This window comes from Streptomyces spinoverrucosus (genome assembly GCF_006539505.1).
Taxonomy (GTDB): Bacteria; Actinomycetota; Actinomycetes; order Streptomycetales; family Streptomycetaceae; genus Streptomyces; species Streptomyces spinoverrucosus.
The window spans coordinates 1-20,371 of sequence record NZ_BJND01000071.1 but is presented as its reverse complement, the minus strand read 5'-3'; the positions used below and the strand labels follow the sequence as shown (position 1 = coordinate 20,371).

The window sequence follows — 20,371 nt, the reverse complement described above, 5'->3', positions numbered from 1 at the left end:
AGGAGGCGACTCCTTCCATGTGCCGCCTACCGGGTTAGCTGTCGGGTTCGGGCGGGTGGTTCGGAAGGGTTGCCCTACGGTCCGCTCCCGGTAAGGGAGTTTGACCGATTCACCCCAAGTTCGGTGGGTCCCCGGCTCCGGCTGCCTCGTGGCGCACCGGACTCGGCGGAGGCCGCGCGGCCCGGCGACGTTCGCCGGTGGGGGTCGTGCGGCCTGACCGGCACGGTAGCCAACTCGTGTGGCCCGTGTGAAGGTTGATGGGTGATATGCCCGATACATTTTCGTGACCTTTAGTCAGCCGTTACGGCCCGCGTGAGATCGTGTTCGGACGGTGAGCGCCTGGCCGGTGCGGGGGTCCGAGTGATGCGGCGAGGGGGATCCCGTAGATCGTTACACCTGTGACTCCCGCCTCCCTCCACAAGATCGCCCGCTTTCCCGGCCGGGATTTCCGGGGCGGCCGCGGGTTGTCAGTGGGGCGCCCTAGACTCGGAGAGCGATGAGCAGCCTCTTTGACGACAGCTTCCTGGCGGACCTCCAGGCCCCACGGGCCCACGAGGAGCCTCCGCCGCCGCCCGAGGACGATCACGCTCCGGAGTCGATTCCGGACGATCTGTTCGGCGGGAAGTTCGACGTGCCCCCGGACCGGGACGCCTACTACCGCGACGGCGCCCCGCGCCCCGCCGTGGACTCCGCCGCGCTCCTGCAGGGGCTGAACGACAACCAGCGCGCCGCCGTCGTCCACTCCGGCTCGCCCCTGCTCATCGTGGCCGGTGCCGGCTCCGGCAAGACGCGCGTCCTCACCCACCGCATCGCCTACCTCCTCGCCGAGCGCGGGGTGCACCCGGGCCAGATCCTCGCGATCACCTTCACCAACAAGGCGGCGGGCGAGATGAAGGAGCGCGTCGAGCAGCTCGTCGGCCCCCGCGCCAACGCGATGTGGGTGATGACCTTCCACAGCGCGTGCGTGCGCATCCTGCGCCGGGAGTCCAAGAAGCTCGGCTTCACCTCGTCCTTCTCGATCTACGACGCCGCCGACAGCAAGCGCCTGATGGCCCTGGTCTGCCGCGACCTGGACCTCGACCCCAAGCGCTACCCGCCCAAGTCCTTCAGCGCCAAGATCAGCAACCTCAAGAACGAGCTGATCGACGAGGAGGACTTCGCCGCCCAGGCCGCCGACGGCTTCGAAAAGACCCTCGCCCAGGCGTACGCGCTGTACCAGTCACGCTTGCGCGAGGCGAACGCCCTCGACTTCGACGACCTGATCATGACGACGGTCAACCTGCTCCGAGCCTTCCCGGACGTCGCCGAGCACTACCGCCGCCGCTTCCGGCACGTCCTGGTCGACGAGTACCAGGACACCAACCACGCCCAGTACGCCCTCGTCCGCGAGCTCGTCGGCACGGGCGAGCACGATGATGACGTACCGCCCAGCGAGGACGACCTGGCGCCCGCCGAGCTGTGCGTGGTGGGTGACGCCGACCAGTCGATCTACGCCTTCCGCGGCGCGACCATCCGCAACATCCTCCAGTTCGAGGAGGACTACCCCGACGCGACGACGATCCTGCTGGAGCAGAACTACCGCTCCACGCAGACGATCCTCTCCGCCGCCAACGCGGTCATCGAGCGCAACGAGTCCCGCCGCCCCAAGAACCTGTGGACCAACGCGGGCGCGGGCGCGCGCATCACCGGCTATGTCGCCGACACCGAGCACGACGAGGCGCAGTTCGTCGCCGACGAGATAGACCGCCTCACGGACGCGGGCGAGGCGAAAGCCGGGGACGTCGCCGTCTTCTACCGGACGAACGCCCAGTCCCGTGTCTTCGAAGAGATCTTCATCCGCGTCGGCCTGCCCTACAAGGTCGTCGGCGGCGTCCGCTTCTACGAGCGCAAGGAGGTCCGGGACGTCCTTGCCTACCTGCGGGTGCTGGCCAACCCGGAGGACTCGGTCCCGCTGCGCCGGATCCTCAACGTGCCCAAGCGAGGCATCGGCGACCGCGCCGAGGCGATGATCGACGCCCTCGCCCAGCGCGAGAAGGTCAGCTTCCCGCAGGCGCTCAAGCGGGTCGACGAGGCCTACGGCATGGCCGCGCGGTCGACGAACGCGGTGAAGCGGTTCAACACGCTGATGGAGGACCTCCGTACGATCGTCGAGTCCGGCGCCGGGCCGGCGACGATCCTGGAGGCCGTGCTCGAACGGACCGGCTACCTCGCCGAGTTGCAGGCCTCCACCGACCCTCAGGACGAGACCCGGATCGAGAACCTCCAGGAACTCGCCGCCGTCGCCCTGGAGTTCGAGCAGGAGCGCGGCGAAGGCGAGGCGGGCACGCTGGCCGACTTCCTGGAGCAGGTCGCGCTGGTCGCCGACTCCGACCAGATCCCGGACGAGGAGGAGGGCGAAGGCGTCATCACGCTGATGACCCTGCACACCGCCAAGGGCCTGGAGTTCCCGGTCGTCTTCCTCACCGGCATGGAGGACGGCGTCTTCCCGCACATGCGCGCGCTCGGCCAGACCAAGGAGCTGGAGGAGGAGCGGCGCCTGGCGTACGTCGGCATCACACGCGCGCGGGAGCGGCTGTACCTCACGCGGTCGGCGATGCGCAGCGCCTGGGGCCAGCCGCAGTACAACCCGCCGTCCCGCTTCCTGGAGGAGATCCCCGCGGCGCACGTGGACTGGAAGCGCACGGGCGCCTCCGCGGCCCCCGCCGGCCCGGTCTCGGGCGTGGCGGCCTCCTTGTCCTCGTCTCGCTCGCGCTCCTCGGCGTCGGGCGCGTCCGGGTTCGCCACGCGGCGGACGGCCGAGCAGCCGGTGGTCGGGTTGGCGGTGGGGGACCGGGTGACGCACGACCAGTTCGGGCTCGGCACCGTCGTCGCGGTGAAGGGCACGGGTGCGAACGCCGAGGCGACGATCGACTTCGGGGACGCGAAACCGAAGCGGTTGCTGCTGCGGTACGCGCCGGTGGAGAAGCTCTAGAGGTACGGCACTGGGGGCCGGGGGTCTCGCGCAGAGCCCCCGCTCACCCGGGTGTTCGTTACGACGGGTCGAGCCCGTGGCTGCGCAGCCAGGACAGCGGGTCGATCGACGATCCGCCGCCTGGGCGCACCTCGAAGTGCAGGTGCGGGCCGGTCGAGTTGCCGGAGTTGCCGGAGTACGCGATCGGGTCGCCGGCCTTGACGGTCGTACCGGAGGCGACCTGGTAGCTGGAGAGGTGGCAGTACCAGGTCTCCGTACCGTCCATCGCCGTCACGATCATCATGTTGCCGTACGCGCTGTTCCACTCCGTACGGACCGTGCCGTCCGTCGCGGCCATCACCGTCGTGCCGTACGAGACGGGGAAGTCGATGCCGGTGTGCACGGACATCCAGTTGATGCCGGCCTGGCCGTAGTAGGCGCTCAGCCCGTGCTGCGCGACCGGCAGCGCGAACTTCGGGCGCAGCCGCTCCTTGCGAGCCGCCTCCTCCGCCGCCCTCCGCTTCTCGGCCGCCTGCTGCTCCTTGAGGTCGATGCGCTCCTGCGTACGGCTGACCCGGTCGCCGAAGTCCTGGGCCTCCGCGCTGAGGCTTTCGAGCTGCGTGTTCAGCTGCTGGTTGGCGGCGGATGGTTTCACCGCCTGCGCGTCCGCGGCCGAAGCCGAGGTGTCCTGGTCGTCTCCTCCGGAGAGGGTGCCGACGGAGGCGGCGGCGATACCCGCCACGCCCATCACACAGGCCGACGGCACAGCGACGGTCAGCAGCGCGGAGCGCTTGGCGGGCGTACGGCGACGGGAGCGGGCGGCGTTGCGCGCGGCCGCGCGGCCGGTCGGGGCGGGGGTGACCTCCTCCTGGTCGTCGAGGAGGAGGGGGGCCGCGGCGGGCGTCTCGCCGGTGGTGTCCGGGTCGTCGTCGCCGTGGGTGGCTTCGCCGAGGTCGACCTGCTCGAAGGTCGCGGTCGCCTGCTGGTCGAATGTCGCGTTCGCCTGCTCGTCGAATGGCGCGGTCGCCTGGTGGTCGAATGGCTCGGCGTGCTGGGCGAAGTCGTAAGTCTGGGTGTGCTGTTCGTACTCCTCGGTGGCCTGGCCGGTGCCGTGGCCGCCGCCGTCGGAGTTCCACTGCGTGGCGTCGTACGCGCCCGTGTCGAAGGTCTGCGTGCCCCATTCCCAGTGCTGGGTCTGGTCGGCCGGGCCGCCCTGCTCGGGCTGGAGCCATGCGCTCGCGTCCCACTGGCCGCTGGCGTCCACCGCGCCCGCCTGCTGCGGGATCAGGGGGAGCTGCTGGTGGTCGGCGTTCCAGGTGGTCGTGTCGTAGGCGCCGGTGTCGTAGGCGGCGTGATGCTGGGCCGCGTATGGGTCGTAGTTGACGGTTTGATGGCTGCCGGTGGACCACTGGGAGGCGTCGTACGCGCCGGTGCCGTGACCGCTGCCCGCGAGGTCGCCGAAGAGCGGATCGCTCTCGAAGGTCGTGGTGGCGGTCGGGGCGGTCGTCGTGGCGTGGCTGCCGGTGTCAAATCCGTTGGCGGAGTAGCCGGCGTATGTGGTGAAGTCGCCGTACTGGGCTTCCTGGGTGCCGTACGACGCGTAATGCGCCGAGGCGGCTTCGGAAGCCGGAGCCGGGGTGGTCATAGTCCCCGACGGGTGACGGTCGTTCACCAACTTCTCTTTCGCCTCGACAACAGGGGCTGGCAGAGCAGTGCGGCGACTGTACCCGGCGGTACGCGGGCACGACAATCTTCTACAGGTTTCGCGCGCGCAGGAAACGGGCATTCGGCGGTGTTTCGGCGGACTGCGGGCACGGGTTTGGGGTTGTGTTCGAAGACTGTTCGACGTCGACGGCTGTTCAGGGGCGATGAGTTGGCTGTGTGGCCGCGGTGCGGGCAGGTGGCCAGGGGATGACCGGCCGGGGCTGGTGGGTGACGAGCGGGTAACTGGACAGTGACCGGCGGGGAATGGTCAGGCCACGGTGAGGCCGCCGTTGGGCGTGGCGGACTGTGCACCCTCCGTGTTGCTGTGGTAGCCGCCCTCGAGGGCCTGGCGTATGCCGGACGCGACGGCGGGGTGCACTGGGAGAGCGAGGTGGCCGATGCCGCTCACCCGGACGTTCTGCGCCAGCAGGTCGGGATGCTCCAGGCAGGCCGTCTCCAACGGGTCCATCAGGTGGTCGAGGTCGCTCCAGAAGCTCACGAACCGCGTACGGCAGCCGGGCGCGGGCAGCGCGAGCTCCTCGATGACGGCGGAGCCGGGGCGCATCTGGCGCACTATGGGGTGGGCGTTCGCCAGCGGCGCGACCCGGGTGCCGGAGTGCGGTGTACCGAGGGTGACAAGCGTCCGGACGCGCGTGTCACCGGCGAGTCGCTGCACGTAGTAGCGCGCGATCAGCCCACCGAGGCTGTGGCCCACGATGTCGACCTGATCGCTGTCCGTGCGTTCGCAGATCTCCTCTATGTGCCGGCCGAGCAGCTTGGCGGCCGTACGGATGTCGCAGGTCAGTGGGGAGTAGTTCAGCGACACGACCTGGTGCCTGCCGTGCTGGGCCAGGGAGCGGCGCAGGAGCAGGAAGACAGAGCGGTTGTCGATAAAGCCGTGCAGCAGGACGACCGGCGGCTTGCCCTCCCTGGGGAGCTGGGCGGCGTCCTCCGGGGTGGGCATGCGGGGAGCCGGTGTACGGCGCTCCTGGATGATGCCGGAGGGGTAGAGGATCAGGTGCCCGGCCAGGATCGCGATCTCCAGGGCGGTGGCTTTCAGGAGGGCCAGTGAGAGTCCCGCGAGGCTGCTCGGGATGGGGAGCAGATGCCGGTAGAGCGGGTGAAAGGGCAGCAGCGCCCTGGTGACCTGCGTGACCTTCATGGCCGACCTCCCGTCGGCACACGGTGGACGGCTCTGTCCCGTGTGCGCCCGTGGGAGTCGCGGTGGAGGGGCTACGGGGCGCGAAGGGTGGCGCGTGGTGCGGGGCGGTGCGGAGTGGTGCTGGGTAGTGCGGGGGTAGTACGGGGTGGTACGCCGTGTGCGCTGGGTGCGGGTGTGCGCCGTGGTGTTTGGTGGCGTGAGGTGGCGCTGGTTGTGGTGTGGGTCGCGCTGTGTGCGGGGTCTGTGCCGCCTGTCTGGTCTTGTTCGGCCTCGTGGCGATGTGTGAGGCCTTGTGTGTGTTTTGAGGCTGGTGTGGTGTTGGTTACGGAATGTGTCCCCTGCGCTACGTGTCGTTGATGCCCTTCGTGCCTGCGTCGATACGCCTCACCGCCGCGGCGCTGGCCTGCGGCGCGGAGATGGGGCGGCCTCGTTGCGGCTCCCGTTGCGCGGGTTCGCTGGAACTCCGCGCGTTCGAATGTGTCCCACTATGTGATTTCCCCCTCGGTCCACACCGTAAAACTGCCGGTTGCGGGCTGCTGGCGATAACGTTCGTTCACTTCCCCGGTGGGTACGGCTGGGTGCGGCCCGGCGAGTGTGCGGTGGCCGTCGGCGCGGGTGGCGCGCCGCGTGTCCGGGCATGAGGGATCTGTGCGGTACTTGTCGGTACGGATGGATGTAATCGCTTCATGGAGGCAGTGATGGGTGTGGCAGCCGGTCCGATCCGCGTGGTGGTGGCCAAGCCGGGGCTCGACGGCCACGATCGCGGGGCCAAGGTGATCGCACGGGCGCTGCGGGACGCCGGTATGGAGGTCATCTACACGGGGCTCCACCAGACGCCCGAGCAGATCGTCGACACCGCGATTCAGGAGGACGCCGACGCCATCGGGCTGTCGATCCTGTCCGGGGCGCACAACACGCTCTTCGCCGCCGTGATCGACCTCCTCAAGGAGCGCGATGCGGAGGACATCCTGGTTTTCGGGGGCGGCATCATTCCCGAGGGGGACATCGCTCCGCTGAAGGAGAAGGGTGTCGCCGAGATCTTCACGCCCGGGGCGACGACCGCGTCGATCGTGGAGTGGGTGCGGGAGAACGTGCGGCAGCCGGCGGGGGCGTGAGCCTTGCGTGTTGGCGGCGGGGTGGGTGTGCCTCTGGAGCGGTGCTCCGTCGCCCGGGCGGGGCTGAGGGCGTCCGGTTCGGAGCCGTGAGAACGCCGGGCCGGAGCATGGCAGCGGTTTTGTCGCAGCGTTCCGCCGCTGTGGTGGAGCACGTGAGGCCCGGTGCGGTGGCCGTTCCGGCGTGGCGCAGGTGAGGCCTGGTGCGGTGGCCGTTCCGGCGTGGCGCAGGTGAGGCCTGGTGCGATGCCCGTTCCCGGGGTGGTGGGGCAGGTGAGGCCTGGTCCGGTGGCCGCCCGGCGGTGTGACAGGCGAGGGTCGGTGCCGTGTTCCGCTTTCGTCAAGGGTTCAGCTCCTCGGCCATCGCCGCTCGTAGGCGCAGGGTCGTGACCAGGCGCTGGAAGGCCTCGGCCCAGTAGCCGCCTGCTCCTGGTGATGCGTTCTCCGGTTCCTCGGGTATCGCCAGGAGGCCGTCGAGGCGGTTGGCCTCGGACGGGGCGAGGCAGCGTTCCGCCAGGCCCATCACTCCACTGAAGCTCCATGGATAACTTCCCGCGTCCCGCGCGATGTTGAGCGCGTCGACAACCGCCCGTCCGAGAGGCGCGGACCACGGCACCGCACAGACCCCCAGCAGCTGGAACGCCTCGGACAGGCCGTGCGTGGCGATGAACCCCGCGACCCACTCGGCTCGCTCGTCGGCGCCGAGGGTGTCCAGCAGCTTGGCCCGCTCGGCCAGCGACACCGCGCCCGGCCCTCCCGCTTCCGGGGCCGAGGGCGTGCCCAGCAGGGCGCGGGACCAGTCGGCGTTCCGCTGTCTGACCGCCGCCCGGCACCAGGCCGCGTGCAGATCGGCCTGCCAGTCGTCGGTCACCGGGAGAGCCACGATCTCTTGGGGGGTTCTGCCGCCCAGCCGGGCCTGCCAGGTCGCGAGGGGCGCTGCTTCCACCAACTGGCCGAACCACCAGGACCGTTCGCCGCGCCCGGCCGGGGCCTTGGCGACCACGCCGTCCCGCTCCATGCTCGCGTCGCATTCGTGCGGTGCCTCGACGGTGATCGTGGGCGTGTCCCTGGTGTGGTCCAGGGCCACGCACGCCCCGGCGCGGACCGCCATCCGTGCGGCCAGTGCCGAGCCGGGAAGTGCCGAGAGCAGCTCGGCCGCGGTGGCCCGTACGTTGCGGCTCCGGTCGGCCAGGGCCTGCTCCAGGAATGGCTCGTCCTCGGCGGTGAGGTTCGTACGGAGGGAATCGAGGAACATCAGGCGGTCCTCGGCCCGTTCCGTCGTCCAGGTCGATGCGAGCAGTTCGCGTGCGGTGGTGGCGTCCTGGGCGCGGAGTGCGGCCAGGAGGGACACCCGTTCGGCGAACAGACCCTCCTGCCAGAGGCCTTGCACCTTCTCCGTGTCCTGGAGGTGCGGCAGAGCCGTGCCTCCGCCCGGGGTCGCACGCAGGGCGAAGCGCCAGTCCGGGTTGAGGCGGGCCAGCCACAGAGCGCGCGGGCCGGCGAAGGTCAGGGCGGCGGGGCGGAGGTCCGTACGGCCGCGGGCCGCGTCCAGGAGGGCGGGCAGTGCCTCAGGGGGTGCCGCGTAGTGGTGGGCGTTGGCCAGCGCGAGCCATTGCGGGAGCAGCTCCATGAGGTCCGGCGCCGCGCCTCTGCGGCCGCCGCCGGATGCGCCGGGGTGGTCGGCCAGCAGGAGGGCGAGTCTGCGGGCCGCGGCGGCCGGGAGGGGCGGGCGCGGGTCCTCGGCGGCCGGTTCGGGGCGGGGCGCCGGGCGTGCGGGGCGGAGGCCGGCCCGGCGTCGTACCGTCTCCGCGGCCGCGGCGTCCAGCAAGGCCATCGGTGCCTCCCGGCCCGGAGCGGACAGTGAGGGTGGCGGTGTGCGCCGGTCCGTGCCGAGCAGGGCGGTGGTGACCAGGTCCTCCCAGGCGGCGGCGCCCGCGTGACCGTGGCCGGCGAGGGCACCCGGTGCGGGCGGCTCCACAGCAGTTGCGGTCCTGTTCACGAGAGTCCTTTCGGTGTCACGAGAGTCCCTTCGGCGCGCTGGTCCGCGGCCGTCTGGGGCGTATGGCGGTGGTGGGCGGGGTCAGCACGGCGGTATCGCCGTGGCTGCTCCCTGTGGCCTGGCGGTCCCCTCGGTCCGCTGGTCCGCGGCCGTATGGGACGTACGGCGGTGATGGGCGGGGTCAGCACAGCGGTACGGCCGTGTCGGCTCCCTGCGGCCAGGTGGTTCCTTCGGCGCGCTGGTCCGTGGCCGTCTGGGACGTACGGCGGTGAAGGGTGGCGTCAGCACAGCGGTACCGCCGTGTCCGCGCCCTGCGGCCAGGCCGTCAGTGGGGTGAAGCCCTGGTGGCCGCACTCGCCGAAGACCTTGACGGGGGCGCCGCCCGAGAGGGCGACGAGCCGCCAGAGGCCCGGGCGGGAGCGGGCGGCCGGGGTGAGGGGCAGTGCTGCGTCCTCGTCGGCGTCGGCCAGCTGCCAGGAGTTGCCGTCCGGGGTCGGTATGACACGGTCCAGGGTCACCGGGACCGAGTCGAGCCACGGGTCGGCGCGGAGCGCCTCGCCGTAGTGGACGGCGGCTTGGGTCGTTGTCATGCCCGGAGGCCGGATCGGCGTCGGTGCGGGCGGCGCGAACTGGTCGCCGAGGGCCGCGCGCACCTGGCCCGCGCCCGGGAAGGCGGACACCTCCGCCTCCAGGGTCAGGCCGACCGGCAGGGCGAGCTCCGGAGCCCGGCCGGCCGCGCCGTAGGAGAGGAGAAGAGCGGTGCGGTCGGAGTCCGCGCCGTACAGCCAGATTCGGCGCGTGGTCAGCCGGGTGTCCGCCGTGTCGTACTGGGCGAGGACCAGCCAGCGGTCGCGCACCGGCGGGCCGTCCGCCGAGGCGGGCAGGCCGACACGGGAACGGACCGTCGCCGCCAGGCTCTCCGGCAGCCGGTCGCGGTGCAGCCAGCCCTGGTCGAGGAGGTGGAGCAGCGCGCACTCCTCCAGCAGCCGCACCGGCCACCCCGGCCCGGACGCCGGGATCGCCTCCAGCTCCCTCACCCGCGCGGCCAGTCCGGGCGCCTGGGCGTCGATCATGCGGGCCGCCGTCTCCTCCCACAGCCCGTACCCCGCCTGCTCCGCCGCGGCCAGGCCACCGCGCAGCAGGTCCGCCAGGCGCTGCTCCAACTCGGTCGCGCCCGCCGTGATCCGCTCGGCACGTCGCTCCGCACGACGCCGCGCCGCCTCGGGATCAGCGGCGGCGGGCGGCGAACCTGCCGTGTCCGGCGTTCGTTTCTCCGCGGCGCGCTGCCGTCTGCCCGCTATCCACTGCTCGGCCCAGTCCGGTGCCTGGCCCGGCGGCACCGCCCCGTCGTCGCCCGACCAGAGCAGCAGCAGCCCGAGCGCGTGCTTGCACGGGAACTTGCGGCTCGGACAACTGCATTTGTACGCGGGGCCGGACGCGTCCGCGATGTCGATGACCGTCTGATACGGCTTGCTGCCGCTGCCCTTGCACAGTCCCCATACCGTCCCCTCGTCGGAACTCCCCGTCTCGGACCACGGCCCGGCCGCTCCGAGTTTGCTTCCCGCCTTGCGTGACGCGGCGTCAGGCGCCAGTGCCAGCACCTGTTCCGCAGTCCAGCGCACCCCCTGCTGAGTCATGCCATCGAAGGTAGATCCCACCACTGACAATCGGCCCGGCGAGCGCGTTTTCGCAGGTCAGCACGCATTGTCAGTGGCGTGGTGCAACGTGGATGCCAGATCCGAACCGGCCGAGCTGGAGGGGGGACTCAGCCATGCCTGTGTCCGTGGAACCGACGTTTGTCGATCAGACCGAGAACACGTCCGCGCAAGAAGAAGCGGAGGCGCTGCGGCCGCACGCCGAGGACGCCTTCGCGGACGAACTCGCCGCGCTGGCCGCGCAGGACGACCGGCCGCGCCCGGCCCGCTGGAAGATGTCGCCGTGGGCCGTCGCCACCTACCTGCTCGGCGGCACGCTGCCCGACGGCACAGTGATCACACCCAAATACGTGGGACCGCGCCGCATCGTCGAGGTCGCCGTCACCACGCTGGCCACCGACCGCGCCCTGCTCCTGCTCGGCGTGCCCGGCACCGCCAAGACATGGGTGTCCGAGCACCTGGCCGCGGCGGTCAGCGGCGACTCGACACTGCTCGTGCAGGGCACCGCCGGCACACCGGAGGAGGCGATCCGGTACGGCTGGAACTACGCGCAGCTGCTCGCCCACGGCCCCAGCCGGCACGCCCTCGTGCCCAGCCCCGTCATGCGAGCCATGGCCGAGGGCATGACCGCACGGGTCGAGGAACTGACCCGGATCCCGGCCGATGTCCAGGACACACTCATCACGATCCTGTCGGAGAAGACGCTGCCGATACCGGAGTTGGGCCAGGAGGTGCAGGCCGTCCGTGGCTTCAACCTGATAGCCACGGCCAACGACCGTGACCGCGGGGTCAACGAACTGTCCAGCGCACTGCGCCGCCGCTTCAACACGGTGGTGCTGCCGCTGCCGGACAGCGTCGAGGCCGAGGTCGACATCGTCTCGCGCCGAGTCGACCAGATCGGCCGCTCGCTCGACCTGCCGGCCGTGCCTGACGGCGTCGACGAGATCCGGCGAGTGGTGACCGTGTTCCGTGAGCTGCGGGACGGGATCACGGCCGACGGCCGTACGAAGGTCAAGTCGCCCAGCGGCACGCTGTCCACCGCCGAGGCGATCTCCGTCGTCACCAACGGCCTTGCGCTGGCCGCCCACTTCGGCGACGGCGTGCTGCGGCCGAGCGATGTCGCCGCGGGCATTCTCGGCGCGGTCGTCCGGGATCCGGCGGCGGATCGCGTCGTCTGGCAGGAGTACCTGGAGGCGGTCGTACGGGAGCGGGACGGCTGGAAGGACTTCTACCGGGCCTGCCGGGAGGCGAGCGCATGAGCGTCAACGGGTGGGACACAGCGGTCGTGGAGTGCGTCGGCGCGATGGACGACGACGACCTGGGGTGGCCTTGTAGGCGAGGGGGACGGTGTGACGGGCGTTGAGCGCGCCGGGAGCAGCGGCTGGACCGGCACTGAGCCGCTGCTGCTCGGCGTACGGCATCACGGGCCCGGGTCGGCTCGGGCCGTGCGGGCGGCGTTGGACGCGGCCCGACCGCGGGTGGTGCTGATCGAGGGGCCGCCCGAGGCCGACGCGCTGATTCCGCTGGCCGGCGACGAGGACATGCGGCCGCCGGTCGCCCTGCTCGCCCATGCCGTGGACGAGCCCGGGCGTTCGGCGTTCTGGCCACTGGCCGAGTTCTCGCCGGAGTGGGTGGCGATTCGGTGGGCGCTGGAGCAGAGGGTTCCGGCCCGTTTCATCGACCTCCCTGCCACGCACACTCTGGTGTGGGGGAGCGAGGCGGAGGGGGAGTCGGCTGGGGACGGTGGCGGCCGTGGTGGGGGTGGTGCGGGTGCGCCCGACGCCGACAGCGACGCCGATGTCCCGGTCGGCGCTGCAACCGGCACCGATGCCAACGCTGACACTGGCCCCGACGCCGACGCCGACGCCGACGCCGACGCCGACGCCGCCCCCCATTCCGACGTGCGGGTCGATCCGCTCGGTGTGCTCGCCGAGGCCGCTGGTTACGACGACGCCGAGCGCTGGTGGGAGGACGTCGTCGAGCATCGGGGGCTCGGTGAGGGGGACGCGTTCGCTCCGTTCGTGGTGGTCGAGGAGGCGATGGGCGCGCTGCGGGAGGTGTACGGGAGCGGGGGACACGACCGGGACCTCGTGCGGGAGGCGTATATGCGGCTCCAAGTGCGCGCGGCACAGCGGGAGTTCGGGGGCGGGGTGGCCGTGGTGTGCGGGGCGTGGCATGTGCCCGCGCTGCGGCAGAAGGTGACCGTCGCGGCAGACCGGGCGCTGGTGAAGGGGCTGCCCAAGGTCAAGGTCGACATGACCTGGGTGCCGTGGACGCATCGCAGGCTGGCGCGGGCGAGCGGGTATGGCGCGGGGATCGACTCGCCGGGGTGGTACGGGCACCTGTTCTCGGCGCCGGACCGGCCGGTCGAGCGGTGGATGACCAAGGTGGCGGGGCTCCTGCGGGCCGAGGACCGGACCGTCTCCTCGGCGCATGTCATCGAGGCGGTGCGGCTGGCCGAGACGCTCGCCGCGATGCGCGGGCGTCCGCTGGCCGGGCTCGGTGAGACGACCGACGCCGTGCGGGCGGTGATGTGCGAGGGGTCGGACGTGCCGCTGGCGCTGGTGCACGACCGGCTGATCGTGGGGGACGTGCTGGGGGAGGTGCCGGAAGCGGCACCGGCGGTGCCGTTGCAGCGGGACCTCGCCCGGCTGCAGCGGCGGCTGCGGCTGAAGCCGGAGGCGCTGGAGCGGGAGCTGGAGCTCGATCTGCGCAAGGAGGCTGATGCCGGGCGGAGCAGGTTGCTGCATCGGCTGCGGTTGCTGGGCGTGGCGTGGGGCGAGCAGGTGGTGTCGCGGGGCAGTACGGGGACGTTCCGGGAGACCTGGCGGCTGCGCTGGGAGCCCGAGCTGTCGGTGCGGGTCGCCGAGGCAGGGGTGTGGGGGACAACTGTGCTCGCCGCCGCGACGGCCAAGGCGGAGGCCGACGCCATGGCGGCGCAGGGCCTCGCCGACGTCACCGCGCTCGCCGAGCGCTGCCTGCTGGCCGAACTGCCGGACGCGCTCCCGGCGGTGATGCGGATCCTCGCCGACCGGGCGGCCCTCGACGCCGACGTCGGTCACCTCGCGCAGGCGCTGCCCGCTCTGGTCCGCTCGCTGCGCTACGGCGACGTGCGCGGCACGGACACCGGCGCCCTCGCGGAGGTCGCCGCGGGCCTGGCCGAGCGGATCTTCGTCGGGCTGCCGCCCGCATGCGCCGCGCTCGACACCGACGCCGCCGAGGAGATGCGGCGGCATGTGGACGCGGTGCACACAGCGGTGGGGTTGCTCGGCGAGGCTCCGGCAGCGGGGCACGGTGACCTGCGGGGCCGCTGGCACGCGGTGCTGCGAGTGCTCTCCGCGCGGGACACCGTGCCCGGCGTGATTGGGGGGCGTGCGGTGCGGCTGCTGCTGGACGACGGGCAGTTGGCGCAGGACGAGGCGGCGCGGTTGATGGGGCTGGTGCTCTCGCCGGGGACGCCGCCGCGGGACGCGGCGGCGTGGATCGAGGGGTTCGTCGGCGGGGGTGGTGGCGGAATGCTGCTGGTGCACGACGAGCGGCTGCTGGGGCTGGTCGACGGCTGGCTGACCGGGGTGCCGGCGGAGGCGTTCACGGACGTACTGCCGCTGCTGCGGCGCACCTTCTCGGCGTACGAGCCGGGGGTCCGCAGGACGCTGGGGGAGCTGGCGCGGCGGGGGCCCGGGCAGCGGGGGAGCGCGGCGGCCGTGGGTTCGGGGATACCGGGATTCGGGGCGGGGCTCGATGTGGAGCGGGCCGATGCCGTGCTGCCGGTGGTGCGGTTGCTGCTGGGGCTGGACGGGGCTGGAGAAGAGGACAGCGCCGAGCTCGCGGGGGTGGCCTGATGAGCGGGAGCGGGATTCATGGGATGCGTGGGGAGGAGGTCGTATGACTGCGGAAGCCATGGGCGTGGCTGAGCTGGATGACGCCGGGCGGGAGCGATTGCGGCGGTGGCGCCTGGTGCTGGGGGGTGATGCCGCGGACGGCACCGGGTGCGCGCTCGGTGGGCGGGATGCCGCGATGGACGGGGCCCTGGCCGCGCTCTACGGGAAGGGGGACAAGCCGCACACGGGGAGGGAGCGTTCGGCGGGGCTGGGGGCGTCGGCGCCGTCCGTGGCGCGCTGGCTCGGGGACATCCGGACGTACTTCCCGTCGTCCGTCGTGCAGGTCATGCAGCGGGACGCCATCGACCGGCTGGGGCTGTCCGCGCTGTTGCTGGAGCCGGAGATGCTGGAGGCGGTGGAGGCCGACGTGCATCTCGTCGGCACGCTGCTGTCGCTGAACAAGGCGATGCCGGAGACGACGAAGGAGACGGCACGGGCCGTCGTGCGCAAGGTCGTCGAGGACCTGGAGAAGCGGCTCGCCACCCGCACCCGGGCCACCCTCAGCGGGGCGCTCGACCGTAGCGCACGCATCAACCGGCCGCGCCACCACGACATCGACTGGAACCGCACGATCGCGGCCAACCTCAAGCACTATCTGCCGGAGTACCGAACGGTCGTACCGGAGCGGCTGATCGGTTACGGGCGGGCGTCCCAGTCAGTGAAGAAGGAGGTCATCCTCTGTATCGACCAGTCGGGATCCATGGCGGCGTCGGTGGTGTACGCATCGGTGTTCGGGGCGGTGCTGGCGTCCATGCGGACGATCAACACGCGACTCGTGGTGTTCGACACGGCGGTTGTCGATCTCACCGACCAGCTTGAGGACCCGGTCGATGTGTTGTTCGGTACGCAGCTCGGCGGCGGTACGGACATCAACCGGGCGCTGGCGTACTGCCAGTCGCAGATCACCCGGCCCACGGAGACGGTGGTCGTGCTGATCAGCGATCTCTACGAAGGGGGGATACGGAACGAGATGCTGAAGCGGGTGGCGGCGATGAAGGGGGCGGGGGTGCAGTTCGTGACGCTACTCGCGCTGTCGGACGAGGGCGCGCCGGCGTACGACCGGGAGCACGCGGCCGCGCTGGCGGCGCTCGGGGCGCCGGCCTTCGCCTGTACGCCGGATCTGTTCCCGGAGGTGATGGCGGCGGCGATCGAGAAGCGTCCGCTGCCGATACCGGACACCGCGTGACGACCGGGGGAGGAAGGGGTGAGTCCTGTCCGAAAGGGGATATGACTACCCATCGGTAACGCCGGGCTTGCGCAACCTCGGGAGTCACGTGCAAGGATCGTTGCTCATCGGCGGGGCGGTGCGCTCCGCTTGCCCGTACCGCGTAGTCGTCGATACGTGACTTGTTCCGCCGCACGGGAGGATCCTCCCCCTCTTGATCTGGTCAGCCGCACTGTCCGGCGCCGCCGCGCGTGTGTTGCGCGCGGCGGCGGGGCGGCGTGCGCTGCACCTGGGCCTGCTCGTGGGTGGGTTGTTCGTGCTGGGGGTGCTGTGCGGGGAGCGGGCGGACGCGGCTGAAGCGGCGCCGGGACCAGAGGCGTTGGCGCGGGTGGCTGCGCCGGTGGTTGTGGTGCCGGGTGAGGGCGCGGGCGGCGAGGGCCGTGTCGGTGGCTCCCGGGGTGGCGCGCTCGGCTCGCGTGGGGTGGCCGAACCGGCCGTTGAGCAGCCCCTCGTTGAGGGTGTCGGGCGGTCTGTGGGTGAGCGGGTTGTTCGGCCGGTCGGGGATGTCGTGGAGACGGTGACCGGTCGGTTGGCGGGGACGGAGGGGCGAGGATCGGCGTCGGCCGGGTTGCCCTCGCGGCCGGAGTCGCCTTCGTCGGCCGGGGGTTCCGGGCTGTCTGGTTCGCCTGATCTGTCGGGCACTTCGGAGCGGCCCGGCGGGCTGCCTGAGGCGCCTGGTCTGCCTGGAGTTTCCGGCGTTCCTGCGCTTCCCGGCCTCCCCGCGTTTCCCGGCTTCCCCGGGCTTCCCCAAGCTCCGGTGTTTCCGGGGGGCCCCGTAGTGCCCGGGGTTCCTCAGCTTCCCGGGGTTTGCGAGCTTCCGGTTCGGACCTTGCCGCTCCCTGACACGGTGGTGTCGTTGCCGGGTGGGGTCGGGGGCTCGGCCTCGTATGACGGGGGTTCGGAGGAGCGGGGCCGTGCGGTGGGGGCGGTTGGCGTGCATGGGCCGGGGCTTGGTGTGGCCTTCGGTGGCGTGGGTGCTGCGGTGGACCGAGATGGGGTTCGGCAGCGTGGTGGCGCCGGTGGGGAGTACGTGCCCGGGCATCGTGCGCCGGCCGGTGGTGGCGATGGGGTGTTGGGCAGTCGGTCGGCGGCGGACAGTGGTTCGTCGCGGCATGGTGACGCGCACGCGGTGACGGTGGGGCAGCGGGCGCCGCAGTGGCTGATGCCGGGTGCGGCCGTGCGCGTCGAGGCGGACGGGACGCGGGACCGGCACCGGGACATCCCGGTTTTCCCCGGCTAGGGCAGGCCTTTCCCCCGCCGTAGACCTGTCGCGCGGGGGCGGAACAGGTCTGCCCGACCGTCCGGACCTTTCCTGGTCGACGGACGGAAGCCGCCGGTGTCGTATCCGAAGCGCTTGTTGGTCCCGAGTTCCGGGATCGCGGTCGGAGGCGGTGCCGGAAGGTCCCCAAGTCCCTTGGCGGGAGCCCCGGTCAGAGGTCGCCGTTGCTCGGTGATCCGGCTGGTGGGCTTGTGCCTCGGACGTCCGGAACCGGACGTCCATTCCCGAAGGATCAGACGCACGCAATGAACAAGAACATCCGTCGTTCCATCGTCATAGCCGCCGGGGTCACCGGCGCGTGGGCGCTCGGTTCCGCTGCCGCGAGCGCCGATGAACTGCCCGCTTCCTCCCTCTCCGTTTCGGATACGACCGTGGACGCCGAGGGTTCGCTCGGTGAGGTCACCGATGCGGTTGACGGGGGTGTCTCCGAGGTGAGGGAGACCGTTTCCGAGAAGGCCGGCGAGAACACCGTCGCGAACACCAGCGGCGCGAAGGCCGGCGTGAAGACCGACAAGGCGGTCGGCGCGGTGGCGTCGGCCGGGGGTGGCGTCGCGGAGCAGACGCGTCGGTATGTCGAGGCCGACGTGACGGTTCCGAAGGCGGTGACGGTCCGGGGTGCGCAGGCCATTCAGGGGGCGCAGGCCGCTCGGGCGGCTGCGCAGGTCGAGGCCAGGACCACGGCGGAGGCTGCGGTTTCCGACGCCGGTGCGGTTGCCTCGCAGGACGCTGTCGACTACCTGTTCGGTCCGCTCTCCGCGTTCGCGCCCGAGTTGGACCGGGCGCTGCAGGCGCTGCAGGCGCAGGGGGCCGAGGGGGTCGTACGGACGAAGGCGCAGTACGCGGTCGCCGGTGCGGGGCGTACGGCGGCGGGTGTGGACGCGGTGGCGCAGGGTGCGGTTGCCGGAGTCGACGGGCGGGCCGGGGGTCTGGTCAGCACCGCCCGGGGTGAGGTCGGTGCGGTGGCCGGGGCCGCTCAGGGGAGCGTTGCCGGGGTGCCGGGGCAGGTGACGGGCACCGTTGACGGGGTGTCGGGCCATGTCGCGGGCACGGTTGCCGGGGTGCCGGGGGCGGTCGCGTCGGTTGTCGCGGAGACGGGAGCCGCTGTGGTGCCGCCGGTGGTCGGGTCTGCCGTGGGCGGAGTGAGGCCGGTTGCCGAGGGGGCCGTGGCTGGGGCGGTGCCCGTCGCCGGGGCGGCGGTGGCCGGGGTGACGCCGGTCGCGGGCCACGCCGTGCAGGGTGTGACGCCGGCCGTCACCGGGGTCGTGGCCGGGGTGACGCCGGTTGCGGAGGGCGCCGTGCACGGGGTTGCGCCCGTGGCCACCGACGCGGTGTACGGCGTGACGCCGGTCGTCGGCGGGGCCGTGGCCGGGGTCGCCCCGATCGCCGGGCACGCGGTGGGCGCTGCGGCCGCGCTGGCGTACGGGGTGGTCGCCGATGTGCAGCCCGTCGTCGGCGGGGTGGTGCAGGGCGTGCAGCCCGTCGCCGGGGCGGCGGTGGCGGACGTGCAGGGTGTCGCGGGCGGTGCGGTCGCCGGTGTGGGGCCGGTGGCCGGTGCGGCCGTGACGGATGTGCACGGCGTGGCCGGAGGTGCGGTGGGTGACGTGCGGACGGTGGCCGGGGGCGCTATGGCGGACGTGCCGCCGTACGCGCAGGGCGTCGTCGCGGACGTGCCGCCGTACGCCGCCGGGTTCGTCGGCGATGTCAGCGCGGATGCGACCGGTGCCGTACTGCCGCCGGTCGCGAACACCGCCGTGCGGGGTGTCGTCCCTGTCGCCGGGCAGGCCGTCGCGGACGCGGGCGGGCTGGCGTACGGCGTCGGCGGGGACGTCGACGCCTTCGCGGGCGGGGTTGCCGGGGGCGTACCGCCGCTGGCGTACGGCGTGGGCGGGCAGGCCGGTGGGTTCGCCCAGGGCGTGACGGGCGAGGTGCCGGCATTCGTGGACGGCGTCACCGGCGCGGTCCAGCCGCTCGTCGACACCGTCACCCAGACCGTGCGGCCGGTCGTCGAGGGCGTGGGCGGCAGCGCGACGACGCTGGCGTACGGAGTGACGGGCGAGGTCGCTCCCTTCGCGGGCGGCGTGGTCGGCGATGCCGCTCCGTACGTGCACGGCGTCGCGGGCGGCGTCGCGCCCTTCGCGCAGGACCTGACCGGCACCGTCCAGTCCACCGGCGGCTCGCTGACCGGCCACGCCGTTACCGGCGCGGAATACGTCGCCGAGTCGCTCACGCCGGGCTACGCCCAGGGTCACGTCCAGGACGTCCAGGACGTCCAGGACGTGCGTGAGGGCGGCACGTACCGCATCTGACCCAGGGCTGGCCGCGCGCTGCGCGCACCCAGCGTCCGCACGCCCTCAAGGCGTGCTTCCCGGCCCCGCAGGCACCCGGCACGGGCGGCCGAACACCGTCGGCTCGTCCGGACGGAACCCTGCGGACGGGGTCCGGCGGTCCCCATTGGGGTGGGGATCGCCGGACCGAAGCCCCACGGGGAGGACCGTTGGTACCCCATCGGGGCAGCTCAAGGGGCCTCACCGGGTCAACCCCAGCCCGGTGAGGCCCTGCACCGTCCCCGACGTACGCCCTGCTCATTCGCGGCCACCGCGCCTGGTCGATTGGGGTGCCCGTGTTGCTTGTGGCACGGCGCCTGGTCGATTCGGGTGCCCGCGTTGCTTGCGGCTCCGCGCCTGGTCGATTCCCGCGCCCCGCGCTGCCTGCGGCACCGCACCCGGCCCATTCCCGCGCCCCGCGCTGCCTGCACCGCCCCGCTCCCGCGCCCCGTCCTCGCCGCCGCCTCGCGCCGCTGCCACGCCGCCTCGCGCCGCTGCCACGCCGCCTCGCGCCGCCCCCACCCTGCCTCGCGTACCCCGTGCCGCCCCGCCCCGCGCCGTCGCGCCATGCTCCCCGCCCATTCGCGGGCACCGCACCCGGCCCGTCCCTGCCCCGCTCCGCCCCTGCCCTTCGCCATCACCGACCTGCCCCACCGCCCCTGTGCCTGTGCCGCCCGGCTCGGTCCCGCCCCGGCTCGGTCCCCGCTCCCGTGCTTGTGCCGCCCGGCTCGGCCACCGCCCCCGCGCCGCCCAACCTTGCTCCCCGCCCATGCCCGCCCTCGTGCCCGCGCCGCCCAACCTTGCTCCCCGCCCGTGCCCGTGCCCGCGCCCGCGCCGCCCCGGCTCGGCCACCGCTCCCGTGCCTGTGCCGCCCGGCTCGGCCACCGCCCCCGTGCCCGCGCCATCCCACCTCGCTCCCCACGCCGTGCCCGCGCCACCCCACATCGGCCCCCACGCCGTGCCCGCGCCACCCCACATCGGCCCCCACCCCGTGCCCGCGCCCCCCCACATCGGCCCCCACCCCGCGCCCGCGCCACCCCATCCCGCCCCACCCCCTTCCCGCCCCGCGGCCCCCCACCT

Annotated in this window: 10 protein-coding genes and 1 riboswitch; of the genes, 6 read left to right on the top strand and 4 right to left on the bottom strand. The window is 72.6% G+C overall.

The window, feature by feature from the left end; all coding sequences use genetic code 11:
• Positions 1-8: 8 nt before the first annotated feature.
• Positions 9-178: riboswitch (cyclic di-AMP (ydaO/yuaA leader) on the bottom strand.
• Positions 179-496: 318 nt separating this feature from the next.
• A complete protein-coding gene (gene pcrA / locus SSP24_RS35255) occupies positions 497-2,971 on the top strand; it encodes a DNA helicase PcrA (RefSeq protein WP_141314093.1) in 2,475 nt (824 codons plus the stop codon).
• A gap of 58 nt (positions 2,972-3,029) precedes the next feature.
• Here pcrA and SSP24_RS35250 read toward each other — a convergent pair whose 3' ends face one another.
• Both SSP24_RS35250 and SSP24_RS35245 read right to left on the bottom strand, forming a co-directional pair.
• The gene (locus tag SSP24_RS35250; RefSeq protein WP_229865004.1) at positions 3,030-4,622 is read right to left on the bottom strand and encodes a M23 family metallopeptidase; all 1,593 of its coding nucleotides are present in this window, start codon (positions 4,620-4,622) and stop codon (positions 3,030-3,032) included.
• 300 nt (positions 4,623-4,922) lie between these two features.
• Positions 4,923-5,816 (bottom strand): esterase/lipase family protein, encoded by an 894-nt coding sequence (locus SSP24_RS35245; RefSeq protein ID WP_141314089.1) that lies wholly within the window; start codon positions 5,814-5,816, stop codon positions 4,923-4,925.
• Between the two features lie 698 nt (positions 5,817-6,514).
• Here SSP24_RS35245 and icmB point away from each other — a divergent pair.
• Positions 6,515-6,931: a coenzyme B12-dependent isobutyryl CoA mutase small subunit gene (gene icmB, locus SSP24_RS35240; RefSeq protein ID WP_141314087.1), complete on the top strand. Its 417-nt coding sequence runs from the start codon at positions 6,515-6,517 to the stop codon at positions 6,929-6,931.
• A 337-nt stretch (positions 6,932-7,268) separates the two neighbouring features.
• Here icmB and SSP24_RS35235 read toward each other — a convergent pair whose 3' ends face one another.
• Both SSP24_RS35235 and SSP24_RS35230 read right to left on the bottom strand, forming a co-directional pair.
• A complete protein-coding gene (locus tag SSP24_RS35235) occupies positions 7,269-8,927 on the bottom strand; it encodes a DUF5691 domain-containing protein (RefSeq protein WP_141314085.1) in 1,659 nt (552 codons plus the stop codon).
• A gap of 281 nt (positions 8,928-9,208) precedes the next feature.
• Positions 9,209-10,564 carry an SWIM zinc finger family protein gene (locus SSP24_RS35230; protein WP_141314083.1) on the bottom strand — a complete coding sequence of 452 codons (1,356 nt, stop codon included), beginning with the start codon at positions 10,562-10,564 and terminating at the stop codon, positions 9,209-9,211.
• 134 nt (positions 10,565-10,698) lie between these two features.
• Between SSP24_RS35230 and SSP24_RS35225 the strand changes: the two genes are divergently transcribed.
• The 4 genes from SSP24_RS35225 to SSP24_RS43415 all read left to right on the top strand — a co-directional run bounded on the left by SSP24_RS35225 (position 10,699) and on the right by SSP24_RS43415 (position 19,273).
• Positions 10,699-11,841: an ATP-binding protein gene (locus SSP24_RS35225; protein WP_141314081.1), complete on the top strand. Its 1,143-nt coding sequence runs from the start codon at positions 10,699-10,701 to the stop codon at positions 11,839-11,841.
• Between the two features lie 90 nt (positions 11,842-11,931).
• On the top strand, positions 11,932-14,424 hold the full coding sequence (locus SSP24_RS35220; protein WP_141314079.1) for a DUF5682 family protein: 2,493 nt from the start codon (positions 11,932-11,934) through the stop codon (positions 14,422-14,424).
• 43 nt (positions 14,425-14,467) lie between these two features.
• A complete protein-coding gene (locus SSP24_RS35215) occupies positions 14,468-15,649 on the top strand; it encodes a VWA domain-containing protein (RefSeq protein ID WP_174864777.1) in 1,182 nt (393 codons plus the stop codon).
• A gap of 1,563 nt (positions 15,650-17,212) precedes the next feature.
• Complete coding sequence (locus SSP24_RS43415; protein WP_174864776.1) at positions 17,213-19,273, top strand: hypothetical protein; 2,061 nt, start codon at positions 17,213-17,215, stop codon at positions 19,271-19,273.
• Positions 19,274-20,371: the final 1,098 nt, after the last annotated feature.

Excerpts from the sequence above, each read along its gene's own strand:
- SSP24_RS35230 (WP_141314083.1), bottom strand. The coding sequence starts at position 10,564 with ATGACTCAGCAGGGGGTGCGCTGGACTGCGGAACAGGTGCTGGCACTG.
- SSP24_RS35225 (WP_141314081.1), top strand. The coding sequence starts at position 10,699 with ATGCCTGTGTCCGTGGAACCGACGTTTGTCGATCAGACCGAGAACACG.
- SSP24_RS43415 (WP_174864776.1), top strand. The coding sequence starts at position 17,213 with ATGAACAAGAACATCCGTCGTTCCATCGTCATAGCCGCCGGGGTCACC.
- icmB (WP_141314087.1), top strand. The coding sequence starts at position 6,515 with ATGGGTGTGGCAGCCGGTCCGATCCGCGTGGTGGTGGCCAAGCCGGGG.
- SSP24_RS35245 (WP_141314089.1), bottom strand. The coding sequence starts at position 5,816 with ATGAAGGTCACGCAGGTCACCAGGGCGCTGCTGCCCTTTCACCCGCTC.
- pcrA (WP_141314093.1), top strand. The coding sequence starts at position 497 with ATGAGCAGCCTCTTTGACGACAGCTTCCTGGCGGACCTCCAGGCCCCA.
- SSP24_RS35215 (WP_174864777.1), top strand. The coding sequence starts at position 14,468 with ATGACTGCGGAAGCCATGGGCGTGGCTGAGCTGGATGACGCCGGGCGG.